Genomic DNA, 12,409 nt, shown 5'->3' with positions numbered 1-12,409 from the left:
TCCGGTCACAGGCGGCGCCACCGCAGTACCGGTGTCGGTGGCAGGGTGGGGTCGGGGGTGCCGGTGCGCATCACCAGGTCCGGTCCGGTGAGCTCGACGAGCCGCACGAAGGTCTGCCCGATCGCGTTGGGGTGGATGCTCGTGTCGACGTGGTGCTCGACCCGGTCGCCGAGCCAGGTGTACCGGCCGGCGTAGCCGCCGTAGGAGCGCACGGCGGCGAGTTTCTCCTCGTCGCTGGTGTGGCGCCAGTTGTCCGACGTGAGCAGCGGCCGGTCCCCGGCCATGTACTGCACGGCCATGTACCCGTCCGGCGAGTACATCAGCTGCCCGAGCGGCCTGGACCCGAGCGGATAGCGGTGTTCCGCCGCTGGGACCTCGTAGTCCACGAGTGTCCACGCTCCCACCAGCGGGTTCACGAGTTCAGTCCGTCGCGCACGGAGCCGACCAGGCCGTGGGCCGTCCTGGCGAGCATGGTCGCGTCGTTGCCGACGACGACGAACTCGTGTCCGAGCCCGGCCGCGCGCACCGCCGCGTCGGCGGTGGCCGCGGCCGCACCGCACGGCTTGCCTGCCTCGGCGGCGGCCGCGCGGCCATCGGCCAACAGTTCCAGCACGCGCGTGTCGTTCGGGGCCAGGCCAAGGGACAGCGACAGGTCACCCGCGCCGAGGAAGACGGCGTCGACCCCGTCCACGGCGAGGATCTTCGGTGCCGCCTCGATCGCGGCCGCGCTCTCCAACTGGGGGACGCAGAGCACGTCCTCGTTGCCGACCCGGACGTACTCTGCCCGGGGAACGAGTCCCCAGCGGCCTGCCCTGCTGGTGCCGCCCGCGCCCCGCTCACCCAGCGGGGGGAACCGCATCGCCGCGACGACCCGCCGGGCCTCCTCCGGCGTGTCGACGTGCGGCACCAGGATCCCGCCCGCACCGGCGTCCAGCACGCGGGCGATCGTCGCCGGGTCGTGCCCGGGCACCCGGACCAGCGGGAGCATGCCCGCGGTCAGCGCCATGGCGATCATCCGCGCGGCGGTGCCAAGACCCAGCGGCGCGTGTTCGAGGTCGACGACGACGAAGTCGAAACCGGCGTCGGCCATGATCTCGACGCTCTCCGTGGTGTCCAACTTGACCCAGGTCCCGAGCCCGGGGGACCCGCCGGTCAGCCGCGCGCGCCAGTCAGGCACCGGTCGTCACCATCTCGGTGGGCGCCGGGTACTCGTCGGCGTTGCGCACCCAGCCCGGCTTGGCCGAGAAGTCCGCCCTCGGCGGGCTGAAGATGTCGATGAGCTGGTGGCGGCCCTCGCCGAGCGCCTGGCTGGTGTGCTCGGTCGGCGGCGGGATGATCGCGACGGCGGGGCTGGCGACCTCGGCGTGCTCGTCCGGGCGCCACTGCGACCGCTTCGACGTCCAGGGCGTGCGGACATGGTGGACGTAGTCCCCGGCCACGGTCAGCGAGCACTGTTCGAAGTCGTCGTGGTGGTGCGGGGAGAGCCGGTCGGGGTTGCGCGGGCCGTCCTTGGGGTCGCCGAAGTTGACCATGAAGGCGCTGGACCGGAAGATGCGGCCGAACCGGCTGGGGTCGATCGGGTGGTCGGCGTTGCGGTAGGTCCGGATCCGCTGGCCGTCCACCGGGTCCGGCCACGGCACGAGCGGCGCGACCCTCGGGTGCGGTTCCCGGTAGCTGTCCGCGTTGTGGCACAACGGGAGCAGGTCGTCTGCGCGCACGTCGAACAGCCGCACCACGTCGGCGTCGACGTCGAGGGTGACCGTGCTGTCACCGCCCGGGACGATCGCGACGCCACTGTCCCGCAGCGACGCCTGCCCCGCGCCGCCGTGCTCGATCGCCACGATCTGCCCGTCCTGCGGCGCCACGATCACGTACTCGTGCTGTTGTGAGCGGCGGAGTGCGTCGCCCGCCACGGCGCGGGTGAAGGCCAGGACGAAGTTCTGGCCGCGAACGAACCAGGTGCGGCTGCCCCGCTCGGACACCTCGGCCGGGGGCAGGGTCAGCAGCTCGTAGGTCTCCAGCGCCGCGATCGGCTCGTCGGATCGGGTGGCGGTGGCGGTGGGCAGGGCTGCCCTGGGGTCAGTGGAGCTGTACACGATCGTCCTTCCGGTTACTGGTCGAGGCCGAGGAGGAACGCGGGGTTGTCGCGCACGATCCGCCGCAGGTCCTTCTCCGGCAGGCCGAGGTCGAGCAGTGCACCGCCGACCCGGACGAACGAGTCCACCGGCATCGGCCTGCCCTTCTGCCCCAGGTCGGAGGCCAGCACGGTGTGTTCGGGGCCGACCTCCTCGATCCACCGCAGGAGGTCCTCCGGGCCACCGCGCGCCTGCGCGACCTCCGGGTCGTACATGCTCGTCTCGTGCTCGACGTAGGCGCCGAGCTCGGTGAACTCGCGGCACCGGGCGGCGTCCGAGCCGATCAGGAAGTTGGGGTGGCTCACCACCATCCGCCGTACGCCCCGTTCGGCCGCGACCGTGAACAGCGCCGTGACGTCGTCTGCGGGCAGGTGCCCGGCGGACAGCAGGGCGTCGGCCTCCACGATGAGGTCGAGCACCCGCAACGCCTCGGGCAGCAACTCTCCGTCGGCACCGCGGAGGTCGGTCTGCCTGCTGCTCAACGGGATCGTCGGCGTCGGGAACCCGCCACCGGAGTTGTGGTGGTCGATGTGCGCGGACGACGACACGGTCGGGAACCAGACGCACCGGCCGCCCATGCGCAGGCAGAGCTCGACGGCGTACGGGTTGATCCCGCCGACCCACTGGTTCAGCGCGATGCCGCCGTACACCTCTGTGGACAGTCCACTCAGCCGCTCGCGCATCGCGAGGAGATCCATCACCGTGTTGTGGTGGTGCGACTTCGCCAGCAGGGCCCGCATGCCCAGCCGGGCGCCGTCCCGCGCGGCCTCGACGTGGTCGAACCGCCTCGGCAGCGGGTTGGGGCCGGAGTGGCAGTGCAGGTCGACCAGACCGTGCAGTACCCGCTCGACGGCGGTGGTGGCAGGCATCGGCGACTCCAACTCCGGCCGGTGACGATCGTTGTAACGAAATCCGGACGTGGTGTACGTTAATCGCGAACTCGCTGGCACGCAACGAGGATCTGGAGGCGTCGCAGTGGAGCAGACGTACACCTGGGCCGAGATGATGGCGGTCTCGATCGCGCACGAGATGTCCGACGGCGAGTTCGGATCGATCGGCGCGGCGTCCCACATCCCCGCCGCCGGGCTGCGGCTGGCGCAGCTGACACACGCCCCCGACCTCACGTTCTTCTGCGGCGGGAGCGGCGCGAGCAACCCGAAGATCCGGCGGCTCACCGAGTCCTCGGCGGACTACCGCAACCTGGTGACGGCCGAGTACCAGTACAGCCTCGACGACGTGGTCGACTTCGAGACCGCGATCCGCTTCGACTTCGCGTTCCTCGGCGGGCTGCAGATCGACAAGTACGGCAACCTGAACATGGCGATGATCGGTGACTGGGACAAGCCGAAGGTGCGCGGGCCCGGCACCATCGGGCTGATCTTCACCGGCGGGTTCAAGTCCAGCTTCATCTACACCGAACACCACACGCCTCGGGTGTTCGTGGACAAAGTGGACTTCGTCAGCGGCGCGGGCTGGCTGTCCGGCGGCAACTCCCGCGCCGAGGTCCTCCGGCCGGAGTCCTCCGGACCCCGGCTGGTGTTCACCCCGCTCGGCGTCTTCGACTTCGAGCCGGACACGAAACACATGCGGCTGCGCAAGATCCACCCGTGGACGACGGTCGAGGAGATCCAGGCCGCCACCGGTTTCGACCTGCCGGTCGCCGACGACCTCCGGACGGTCACCCCGCCGACCCCCGAGGAGCTGCACCTGCTCCGCACCGAGGTGGACTCCGACGGCGTGCTCCGCCGCTACGCACCGGTCGCATGAGCCACTACCTCGTTGCCGACGGGATCCGGACGCACTACCTCGACGCCGGGGACGGTCCCGCGCTCGTCCTGCTGCACGGCGGGGAGTACGGCGCCGCCGCGGAGCTGACCTGGGAGAGCTGTGTCCCGTTGTGGTCCACGCGGTTCCGGGTGCTGGCGCTGGACCTGGTCGGTTTCGGTCGCAGCAGCAAGATCCGGGACTTCGCGGGCGGGCAGCGCAGGCTGATGATCAGCCAGGTGGCTTCCGTCCTGCGGACGCTGGACATCCAGCAGGCGTACTTCGTCGGCACCTCCCTGACCGGGCGGATGCTGCTGGACATGGTCAACCGCCCGCAGCAGCCCTGGCCGGTCCGCGCAGTGGTCGCCGCGGGCATCGGGCTCGCGCCGCCCAGCGCGGAGGGCCGGAAGGTGCTGGAGGACTTCGACGGGACGCTCGACGGGCTGCGGCCGTCGATGGAGGTCCTGTTCCACGACCCGGCCTGGCGGGACAGCGAGGACCACCTGCGCCGTCGGTACGAGTTCGCGGCGATGCCCGGCGCGTGGGAGACCGGCGCGGCCGCCGCTCTGCGCTCCCCCGCCCGAGTGCGTACCGACCGCCCGCCACCCCGGCGCGACTACGGTTCGATCACCGTGCCGGTCCAGCTGATCCGCGGCGAACACGACGCGCTGGTCCCGCCGGAGGACTGGCAGGCGCTCGCCGACCAGATCCCCGGCGCGCGCACCGCCACCATCGCCGGGAGCGGGCACTACCCGCAGATCGAACGACCGGCGGAGTTCGGCGCCGCCGTGCTCGAGTTCCTGGAGGACCTGTGACGGTGTACATCGAGCGCGGTGGGGACGACGGGCCGACCGTGCTGCTGCTGCACGGTTCCGGCGCGACCGCAGCGGTGTGGGCACCGGTCCTCCGCGAACTCGGCGGCCTGCGCTGGATCACCGTCGACCTGCCGGGGCACGGGCGATCGGGATGGCTGCCCGCCTACCACCACCACGACTACGCCGGGGCGATCGGCGAGGCGCTCGGCACGACGGACATCGACCTCGTGGTCGGGCACTCGCTCGGCGCACTCGTCGCACTGACGCTCGCGGATCGTGTACACGTCGGCGCGGTCACCGCGATCGCGATGAAGGTCGTGTGGACACCCGGGCAACTGGCCCGCCGCGCGGCACAGGCCAACCGTCCACAACGAACCTTCACCGACCGGGACGACGCCCTCCGGCTCTTCGCGAAGGTCAGCGGACTGCCAGAGGACTCCCCCGGGCTGGCGACCGGGATCCGGCACACACCGGCGGGCTACTGCCTCGCCGCCGACCCCCGCCTCACCACCGATCCCCCTGCCACACAGGAAGAACTGGCCGAGGTGATGGACCGCGTGCGCGTGCCCGTCCGGCTGGCCTGCGGCGACGCCGACCCCGGCATCGAGCCGGCCGACATGTCCGCCGTCCTCGGCCGCGACGTGGCCGTCATCCCCGGCGCGGGCCACAACCCGCACATCGACGACCCCGCCGGGGTCGCCACCCTGATCACCACCGACCTCGCCGCGGCACGCGGTTGACCTTCGATTCGGAGCCGCCATGCGCATCGAGAACCTCCTGCGGCAGAACGCGGTACGACGTGGCGACGAGCTCGCCGTCATCGCCGACTCCGCCTCGCTGACGTGGGCCGAGCTGGACCGGGAGACCGACCGGCTCGCCCACGCGCTGATCGACCGGGGGCACGTGCCGCAGGAACGTGTCGCGCTCGTGCTCGCCAACGACGTCCAGGTGGTCGTCGCCTACCACGGGTTGTGGAAGGCGAACCTGGTGACCGTCGGCATCAACCCCAAGCTGACGGTGCCGGAGATGCGCCGCATCCTCGTCCACTCCGGCGCGTCGGCGGTGATCTGCGACTCGCCGGTCGCGGTCGAGGCGGCCGCGGGAGCGCCGTCGGTCCGCCGGATCATCACCGTCGGCGACCTCGATGGCGGCGAACGCTTCGCCGACGTCGTCGCCTCCGGCGCGCCGGAACCGGTGCCCGAGACGGGCAGCGGCACGGATTTGCGCTCGCTGCGGTACACCAGCGGCACCACCGGGGCCGCGAAGGGCTGCATGGCCACCCACGAGCAGCAGCTCGCGAGCACGGCCAACTACCTGTGCGAGGTCGAGGTGCCACGTGGCGGTCCCACCTGGATCTCGATGCCGTTGAGCCTCGGGGTCGGCGCCTCGTTCGTCACCACGACCGCCTACCTGGGCGTCCCGCTGCTGCTGCGCCGCCGCTTCACCCCCGAGGGTTTCGTGGACGACGTCGAGCGGCACGGCGTCGTGCACGCGTTCCTGGTGCCGACGATGCTGGTGGACCTCGTGGCGGCGCTGCCGGGTCTGGACCCCGCCCGTGCGCGCACGCTCGACCTCGTGGGGTACGGCGGCGCTCCCGTGTCGTGGACCCTGATCCGGTCGCTCACCGAGCGCCTGGACCTGCGGCTCTACCACGCGTTCGGGGCCACCGAGGCCGGTGGCTTCACCGCGCTGCTGACACCGGAGGACCACCGGCGGTTCCTGCGGACCGACGTGTCGTCGATCGTGCCGGTCGGCAGACCGGCCGCGTTCGCCGAGGTGAAGATCTTCGACGAGCGGGACCGGGAGGTGGCGGTCCGCGAGACCGGGGAGATGCGGATCCGCGCCGCCAGCGTCTTCTCCGGGTACTGGTGCCAGCCCGAGGCCACGCAGAAGGTGCTGCAGGACGGCTGGCTGCGGCTGGGCGACATGGCGTGGCGGGACGAGGACGGCTACCTCTACCTCGCCGACCGCGCGCAGGGCGTGATCCGGTCCGGTGCGCAGAACGTCTACGCGGGCGAGGTCGAGGCGGTGTTGCAGAGCTGCCCGGGTGTGCACCGCGCGGCGGTGGTCGGGGTGCCGGACGAGCGGTACGGCGAGGCCGTCAAGGCGCTGGTGCAACTCGTCCCCGGCAGCGCGGTCACCGCACAGGACGTGCTGGACCACTGCACGGCCCAACTGTCCAAGTACAAGTGCCCTCGCGAGGTCGAGTTCGTCGACACGCTCCCGGTGGACGACGGCGGCAAGATCAAGCGAGCTGAGCTGGCGAGCAGCGCGGGCATGGCCCTGCTCGGCACGAAGGAGTCGTCATGAGCAAGGTGACCACACCGGAAGCGGCCGTTGCCGACATCCCCGACGGTGCGACGATCGCCCTCGGCGGCGTGCACTCGCACAACAGCCCGATGGCGCTGGTCAACGCGCTCATCCGGCGCGGGATCAAGGACCTGGAGCTGATCCCCACCCCCAGCGCGGGGGCACCGGTCGACATGCTGATCGCCGCCGGGTGCGTGCGGAAGCTGCACGTGTCCTATGTGGGCCTGGAGTTCCTCGGCCTCGCCCCGAACTTCCGCCGGGCCGCGCAGGAGAAGACGATCGAGATCGTCGAGGCGGACGAGGCCTGGGTGGTCTACGGCTTCCGCGCGGGTGCCAGCAGGTTGCCGTTCCTGCCGCTGCCGCCGCTGTACGAGGGCACCGACCTGCCCAAGGTCAATCCGATGATCAGGACCACCACCGATCCGTACACCGGCCGCACCGTGACCACCATTCCGGCGTTGCGGGCCGACTACGGCCTCTTCCACGCGCAGGTGGTCGACCGGAAGGGCAACACGCAGGTCTTCGGTCAGCGCCGCTTCGAGGACGTCATGGCGAAGGCGTGCGACCACGTCGTCATCAGCTCGGACGAGATCCTCGACGAGTACGCGCCGGCGCCCGACCCCCGGCTCGTCTCCATTCCTGGTGCGATCGTCGAGCGGGTGGCGCACGCGCCCTACGGCGCGCATCCACTGTCCTCGCCGGGCCACTACGGCTATGACCGGGACCAGCTCGTCGAGTACCGCGATCTTGCCGCGGCCGGCGAGACCGGCAAGTACCTGCAGGAGTACGTACACTCGGTCGGCGACCACGCCGGGTACCTGGAACGCATCGGTGTCGGTCGTCTGCTCGGTCTGCGGCAGACGTTTCGCTGACCGTGCCGGTGCCTTGAAAGGCGCTTTCAGGACGCTCGGCGACCTGAAAGCGCCTTTCGGGGCGTGCCGGTTCCGCCCCGGGTCACCAGGAGTATGCCTCGGGGGCGGGGCCCCGGCCGGGGAAGATCTCGTCCAGCCGAGTGCGGGCCCGCTCGTCCAGGTCGACCTCGAACGCGCCGGTCGCGCTGTCGAGCTGCTCCACCGTGCGCGGGCCGATGATCGTGGCGGACACACCCGGGCGGCTCAGCAGCCACGCCACCGCGACGTCGGCCGGGGCCGCCCCCAGGTCGTCGCAGAAGTCCTCGTAGGCCTGGACGGCATCGCGGTGACGGTCCAGTTTGGCCATCCGCTTGCCGCGGTGGGTGGCCACACGCGCGCCGGGCAGCGGCTCGCCCATGGTCTTCTCGCGTTCCTTGCGGAGGATGCCGCCGAGCAGGCCCGCGTCCAGGGGCGACCACGCCATCATGCCGACGCCGTAGTGGCGGCACGCGGGCAGCACCTCCAGTTCGGCGGTGCGTTCGAGGAGGTTGTAGATGGTCTGCTCGCTGATCAGGCCCTGCCGGTTGCGCCGTGCCGCCGCCTCCTGGCCCGCCGCGATGTGCCAGCCGGGGTGGTTGGACGAGCCGACGTAGACGATTTTGCCCTGGGTGCGGAGGACGTCCAGCGCCTCCCAGATCTCGTCCCACGGGGTCGACCGGTCGATGTGGTGGGGTTGGTAGACGTCGAGGTAGTCGGTCCGCAGGCGGCGCAGCGACGCCTCGCAGGCACGGCGGATGTGCAGCGCGGACAGACCGGAGTTGTTGGGCCAGTCAGCCATCTTCCCGTACAGCTTGGTGGCGAGCACCGTCCTCTCGCGACGGCCGCTCCCCTTCGCCAGCCACTTTCCGATGACCTGCTCGGTGTATCCCTCGCCGAACCGCCAGCCGTAGACGTCGCCGGTGTCGATCATGTTGATCCCCAGCTCGTGGGCCCGGTCCATGATCGCGAAGGCGTCGCCCTCGTCGGTCTGGGTGCCGAAGTTGTCGGTCCCCAGCACCAGACGGCTGACCTGTAGACCGCTGCGCCCGAGATGGGTGTACTCCACGCTCAACTCCTCCGACGAACGATTATCGGACTCCGTGTCCCATATGTAATGCTGGGCATCGTAGCGCGAGGAGGCGCCCATGAACCAGGTCCTGACCGAACACCTGACTGTCGCGGACATCCCGCGACACCACACCTTCCTCAGTGGACAGCTGGTCGCCGGCGGCGGAGCGCCGATGCCCGACCCGCACCCCGGCGACGGCTCGGTCATCGCGACCGTCGAGGAGACCGCGCCAGAACTCGTACGGGAGGCCGTCGCGCGTGCGGCCGCCGCGCAACCCGCCTGGGCACACACGTCACCGCACGAGCGCGCCCGTGTCCTGCTGGCGGCGGCCGACCTCGTCGAGGCCGACGCGGACCGGCTGGTCCGCCTGGTCGCGCTGGACAACGGCAAGACCGTGGCCGAGGCCCGCGGTGACGTGTTCGTGGCTGCGGCGCACCTGCGCGGCGCGGCGGCGTGGGCGCCGACCCTGGAAGGCGCCACGCTCCCCGCCGACGGCTCCACCCTGCGGATGACCTTCCGGGAGCCGGTGGGGGTGGTCGGCGCGATCATCCCGTTCAACGCGCCGCTGATGTTCGCCGCCCAGAAGGCGGGCCCGGCGCTCGCCGCCGGCAACGCGATCGTCCTCAAGGCACCCGAGCAGAGCCCGCTCGCTCCCCCGCTGCTGGGCGCGATCCTCACCCGCGCCGGCCTGCCGGACGGACTGTTGCAGGTGGTCCAGGGCGGCGGCGCCGTCGGGCAGGCCATCGTCACGCACCCGGCCGTCGCGATGGTGTCGTTCACCGGCAGCACGGACGTCGGCCGCCAGGTGATGCGCGACGCCGCCGACGGCGTGAAACGCGTCCTGCTCGAACTCGGCGGGAAGTCGGCGAACATCGTCTATGCCGACGCCGACCTCGACGCCGCCGTGCACGCGTCGGTCGGCGGGATCTTCCGCAACGCCGGGCAGCGCTGCTTCTCCGGGTCCCGGCTGCTGGTCGAGGACTCCGTCGCGGACGAGGTGATCGCGCGGGTCGTCGCGATCGCCGAGGGCATCCGGGTCGGTGACCCGTTCGATCCCGGGAGCCGGCTCGGCTGTGTGATCTCCACCCGGCAGGAGCGGCGAGTGCACGACATGGTCGCCACCGCGGTCGGACAGGGTGCCGAACTGCTGACCGGAGGACACCGACCCGAGGGCGTGCCAGAGGGCGGCGCCTACTACCGGCCGACCGTGCTGGCCGTCGGCCCGGGCGCGGTGCCGGACATCGTCCGCGACGAGGTGTTCGGCCCGGTGCTCACCGTGCAGCGGTTCACCTCGATGGCACAAGCGGTCGAGTTGGCCAACGACTCCCCGTTCGGGCTGGTCGGCGGCTGCTGGACCCGCGATCTGGAACGCGCGCTGCACACCGCCCGCGCGGTCCGGACCGGCTACTTCTGGATCAACTCCTACGGCGCGCTGGCGCTCGACGCCCCCATCGGCGGCGTCGGGCTGTCCGGGATCGGCCGCGAACTCGGCCGCGTCGGACACGAGGCCTACACCGAACTGAAGACCGTCGTCGTCGACACCGCCCCGCACGAGATGCCCCGCTGGTACGAGGAGCCGCAATGACCGACACCTACCGCGCCGCCGTCGTCCGTGCCGCGCACGGTCCCGTGGACATCGAAGCGATCCCGGCACGCGAGCCGATCGGCGACGAGGTCGCCATCGAGGTCACCGCCTGCGGGCTGTGCCATTCCGACGTGCACTTCATGCATGGCACCTCCGGCACCGACTTCCCCTACGTGGTGGGCCATGAGGTCGCCGGCCGGGTCAGCGCCGTGGGCAAGGACGCGACCGGGGTGAAGGTCGGTGACACGGTCGTGGTCGCCCCGATGGTCCCGTGCGGGCAGTGCGGGCAGTGCACCGGTGGGCGGCCCGCCGCATGCGCCGCCCGGCTGCTGCGCCGCCCCCCGATCCCGCTCGCCGACGGCGTGCCCGGCACACCGGTGCTCGGCGTCGGCGGGCTCGCCGAACGGGTGCTGGTCCCGGCCAGGAACGTGGTCCCCATCGATCCGCGGGTGCCGCCGCAGATCGCCGCGCTGCTCGGGTGCGGGGTGCCAAGCGGGTACGGCGCGGCCGTCAACACCGCTGAGGTCGGCCCGGCCGACGACGTCGCCGTGATCGGCTGCGGCGCGGTCGGGGTGGCGGCGATCGCGGGCGCGGCCGCCGCGGGCGCGGCGCGCATCGTCGCCGTGGACGTCAACGCCGGGAAGCTCGACGTGGCACGGAAGTTCGGGGCCACGGACCTGGTCGACGCGTCCACACCGGACGCTGTCGGCACGGTGCGGCGGCTCACCGGTGGCCGGGGTGCCGACGTGGTGCTCGACGCCGTGGGCGGCCCCGCCACCTTCGGCGTCGCGAACGGCATGCGCGCCACCGGATCCCGGCTCGTCGTCGTCGGCGCACCCAAGGTCGGCGACTCGTTCGCGCTGCCGCTGCGCGACCTGTTCCTCACCGGCGGCTCCATCCGGGTGTCGATCTGGGGCGACTGCGTCGCGGCACGCGACCTGCCGATGCTCGCGGCCCGCTACCTCGACGGCAGCCTCCCGCTGGACGAGTACCTGACCGGCACGTTCGCCCTGGCCGACGCCGAGCACGGCTACGAGCAACTCCTCGCGGGACAGGTACTGCGCAGCGTCGTCATGCCCTAGTGCCCGCGCCGGTGTCCTGACTCCCGGGCCCGCACGTGGGCTCGGGAGTCAGCGCCCGGCGCGCACCCGCAAAGCGGCCCGTGCCGTGAAGGCGCGTTCACGGCGCTGACGCCGTCAAGCGCCATTGAGGGCGTCCCGGATCCCGCACCCGGTGCCGGTTGACAACGCACCCGGCGAAGTCTCACTATCGTTACTCATAACGGACTGTCTGTCCAATAATCGAGAAGGACTTCGATGACTGGCACTGTCGCTCGCTCAGAGACCCCTGTCCTCCGCGCTCCTCGCTCGCTCAACCACATCGCTTACCCGACGTGGGACTCGCAGCGGACGCACGACTTCTACACACAGGTGCTGAAGTGCCCGTTCCTGGCCGCGATCCGGCTGGACGTGGTGCCGTCCAGCGGTGAGCGCACGCCCTACCTGCACACGTTCTTCGGGTTGAGCGACGGCGGCGCCATCGCGTTCTTCGAGGTCGACGGCCTGCCGAACCCCGGACCGGACGCGATCCCGTCCTGGATCCGGCACATCGCGCTGAACGTCGACTCGATGGACGAGCTGCACGCGTGGAAGGCGCACTTCGAGGCCGAGGGTGTCGACGTGAACGGGATCGTCGACCACGACGGTGTCTGGGAGTCGCTGTACATCTTCGACCCCAACGGGGTGCGGATCGAGCTGACGCTGCAGACCCGCGATCTCACCGACGCCGACGCGGCCGAAGGCGCCGCCGCGCTGCGTGCCTGGAACGAGCGCAAGGCGTAA

The 12,409-nt window shown here is 71.4% G+C and carries 13 protein-coding genes; 8 read left to right on the top strand and 5 right to left on the bottom strand.

Features of this window, described 5'->3' with window-relative positions; all coding sequences use genetic code 11:
• Positions 1–5: 5 nt before the first annotated feature.
• The 4 genes from ACFPCV_RS20210 to ACFPCV_RS20195 are packed head-to-tail and all read right to left on the bottom strand — an operon-like array spanning position 6 to position 3,004.
• Positions 6–416: a lipocalin-like domain-containing protein gene (locus ACFPCV_RS20210; protein ID WP_378057811.1), complete on the bottom strand. Its 411-nt coding sequence runs from the start codon at positions 414–416 to the stop codon at positions 6–8.
• Positions 413–1,177, bottom strand: coding sequence for an HpcH/HpaI aldolase family protein (locus tag ACFPCV_RS20205; RefSeq protein WP_378057810.1), 765 nt, complete (start codon positions 1,175–1,177; stop codon positions 413–415). The genes ACFPCV_RS20210 and ACFPCV_RS20205 overlap by 4 nt, the downstream gene beginning before the upstream one ends.
• The gene (locus ACFPCV_RS20200; protein WP_378057808.1) at positions 1,170–2,096 is read right to left on the bottom strand and encodes a cupin domain-containing protein; all 927 of its coding nucleotides are present in this window, start codon (positions 2,094–2,096) and stop codon (positions 1,170–1,172) included. The genes ACFPCV_RS20205 and ACFPCV_RS20200 overlap by 8 nt, the downstream gene beginning before the upstream one ends.
• Positions 2,097–2,110: 14 nt before the next feature.
• Positions 2,111–3,004 carry a DUF6282 family protein gene (locus ACFPCV_RS20195; protein WP_378057807.1) on the bottom strand — a complete coding sequence of 298 codons (894 nt, stop codon included), beginning with the start codon at positions 3,002–3,004 and terminating at the stop codon, positions 2,111–2,113.
• Between the two features lie 106 nt (positions 3,005–3,110).
• Here ACFPCV_RS20195 and ACFPCV_RS20190 point away from each other — a divergent pair, with 106 nt between their 5' ends.
• Genes ACFPCV_RS20190 through ACFPCV_RS20170 form a run of 5 tightly spaced genes read left to right on the top strand, consistent with a single transcriptional unit; the run spans position 3,111 to position 7,896 of the window.
• Entirely contained in the window at positions 3,111–3,902 is a 792-nt protein-coding gene (locus ACFPCV_RS20190; protein ID WP_378057806.1) for a CoA-transferase subunit beta, read from the top strand.
• Positions 3,899–4,714: an alpha/beta fold hydrolase gene (locus ACFPCV_RS20185; protein ID WP_378057805.1), complete on the top strand. Its 816-nt coding sequence runs from the start codon at positions 3,899–3,901 to the stop codon at positions 4,712–4,714. Before ACFPCV_RS20190 ends, ACFPCV_RS20185 begins: the two co-directional genes overlap by 4 nt.
• The gene (locus tag ACFPCV_RS20180) at positions 4,711–5,454 is read left to right on the top strand and encodes an alpha/beta fold hydrolase (RefSeq protein ID WP_378057803.1); all 744 of its coding nucleotides are present in this window, start codon (positions 4,711–4,713) and stop codon (positions 5,452–5,454) included. Before ACFPCV_RS20185 ends, ACFPCV_RS20180 begins: the two co-directional genes overlap by 4 nt.
• Before the next feature lie 19 nt (positions 5,455–5,473).
• Entirely contained in the window at positions 5,474–7,024 is a 1,551-nt protein-coding gene (locus ACFPCV_RS20175; protein WP_378057802.1) for a class I adenylate-forming enzyme family protein, read from the top strand.
• The gene (locus ACFPCV_RS20170) at positions 7,021–7,896 is read left to right on the top strand and encodes a CoA transferase subunit A (RefSeq protein WP_378057801.1); all 876 of its coding nucleotides are present in this window, start codon (positions 7,021–7,023) and stop codon (positions 7,894–7,896) included. The genes ACFPCV_RS20175 and ACFPCV_RS20170 overlap by 4 nt, the downstream gene beginning before the upstream one ends.
• An 82-nt stretch (positions 7,897–7,978) precedes the next feature.
• On the opposite strand, the gene ACFPCV_RS20165 is transcribed toward ACFPCV_RS20170, so the two are convergent.
• Positions 7,979–8,980: an aldo/keto reductase gene (locus tag ACFPCV_RS20165; RefSeq protein ID WP_378057800.1), complete on the bottom strand. Its 1,002-nt coding sequence runs from the start codon at positions 8,978–8,980 to the stop codon at positions 7,979–7,981.
• 79 nt (positions 8,981–9,059) lie between these two features.
• Here ACFPCV_RS20165 and ACFPCV_RS20160 point away from each other — a divergent pair, with 79 nt between their 5' ends.
• The 3 genes from ACFPCV_RS20160 to ACFPCV_RS20150 all read left to right on the top strand — a co-directional run bounded on the left by ACFPCV_RS20160 (position 9,060) and on the right by ACFPCV_RS20150 (position 12,409).
• Entirely contained in the window at positions 9,060–10,568 is a 1,509-nt protein-coding gene (locus ACFPCV_RS20160) for an aldehyde dehydrogenase family protein (protein WP_378057799.1), read from the top strand.
• Entirely contained in the window at positions 10,565–11,650 is a 1,086-nt protein-coding gene (locus ACFPCV_RS20155) for an alcohol dehydrogenase catalytic domain-containing protein (protein ID WP_378057798.1), read from the top strand. Before ACFPCV_RS20160 ends, ACFPCV_RS20155 begins: the two co-directional genes overlap by 4 nt.
• Before the next feature lie 234 nt (positions 11,651–11,884).
• On the top strand, positions 11,885–12,409 hold the full coding sequence (locus ACFPCV_RS20150; RefSeq protein ID WP_378057797.1) for a VOC family protein: 525 nt from the start codon (positions 11,885–11,887) through the stop codon (positions 12,407–12,409).

This window comes from Actinophytocola glycyrrhizae (assembly GCF_042653545.1).
GTDB lineage: Bacteria > Actinomycetota > Actinomycetes > Mycobacteriales > Pseudonocardiaceae > Actinophytocola > Actinophytocola glycyrrhizae.
The sequence above is the reverse complement of the archived record's forward strand: the minus strand, read 5'-3'. Positions and strand labels throughout refer to the sequence as shown.

Coding starts and splice junctions, on each gene's coding strand:
- ACFPCV_RS20195 (WP_378057807.1), bottom strand. CDS start 3,004: ATGCCTGCCACCACCGCCGTCGAGCGGGTACTGCACGGTCTGGTCGAC.
- ACFPCV_RS20185 (WP_378057805.1), top strand. CDS start 3,899: ATGAGCCACTACCTCGTTGCCGACGGGATCCGGACGCACTACCTCGAC.
- ACFPCV_RS20175 (WP_378057802.1), top strand. CDS start 5,474: ATGCGCATCGAGAACCTCCTGCGGCAGAACGCGGTACGACGTGGCGAC.
- ACFPCV_RS20170 (WP_378057801.1), top strand. CDS start 7,021: ATGAGCAAGGTGACCACACCGGAAGCGGCCGTTGCCGACATCCCCGAC.
- ACFPCV_RS20160 (WP_378057799.1), top strand. CDS start 9,060: ATGAACCAGGTCCTGACCGAACACCTGACTGTCGCGGACATCCCGCGA.
- ACFPCV_RS20155 (WP_378057798.1), top strand. CDS start 10,565: ATGACCGACACCTACCGCGCCGCCGTCGTCCGTGCCGCGCACGGTCCC.
- ACFPCV_RS20150 (WP_378057797.1), top strand. CDS start 11,885: ATGACTGGCACTGTCGCTCGCTCAGAGACCCCTGTCCTCCGCGCTCCT.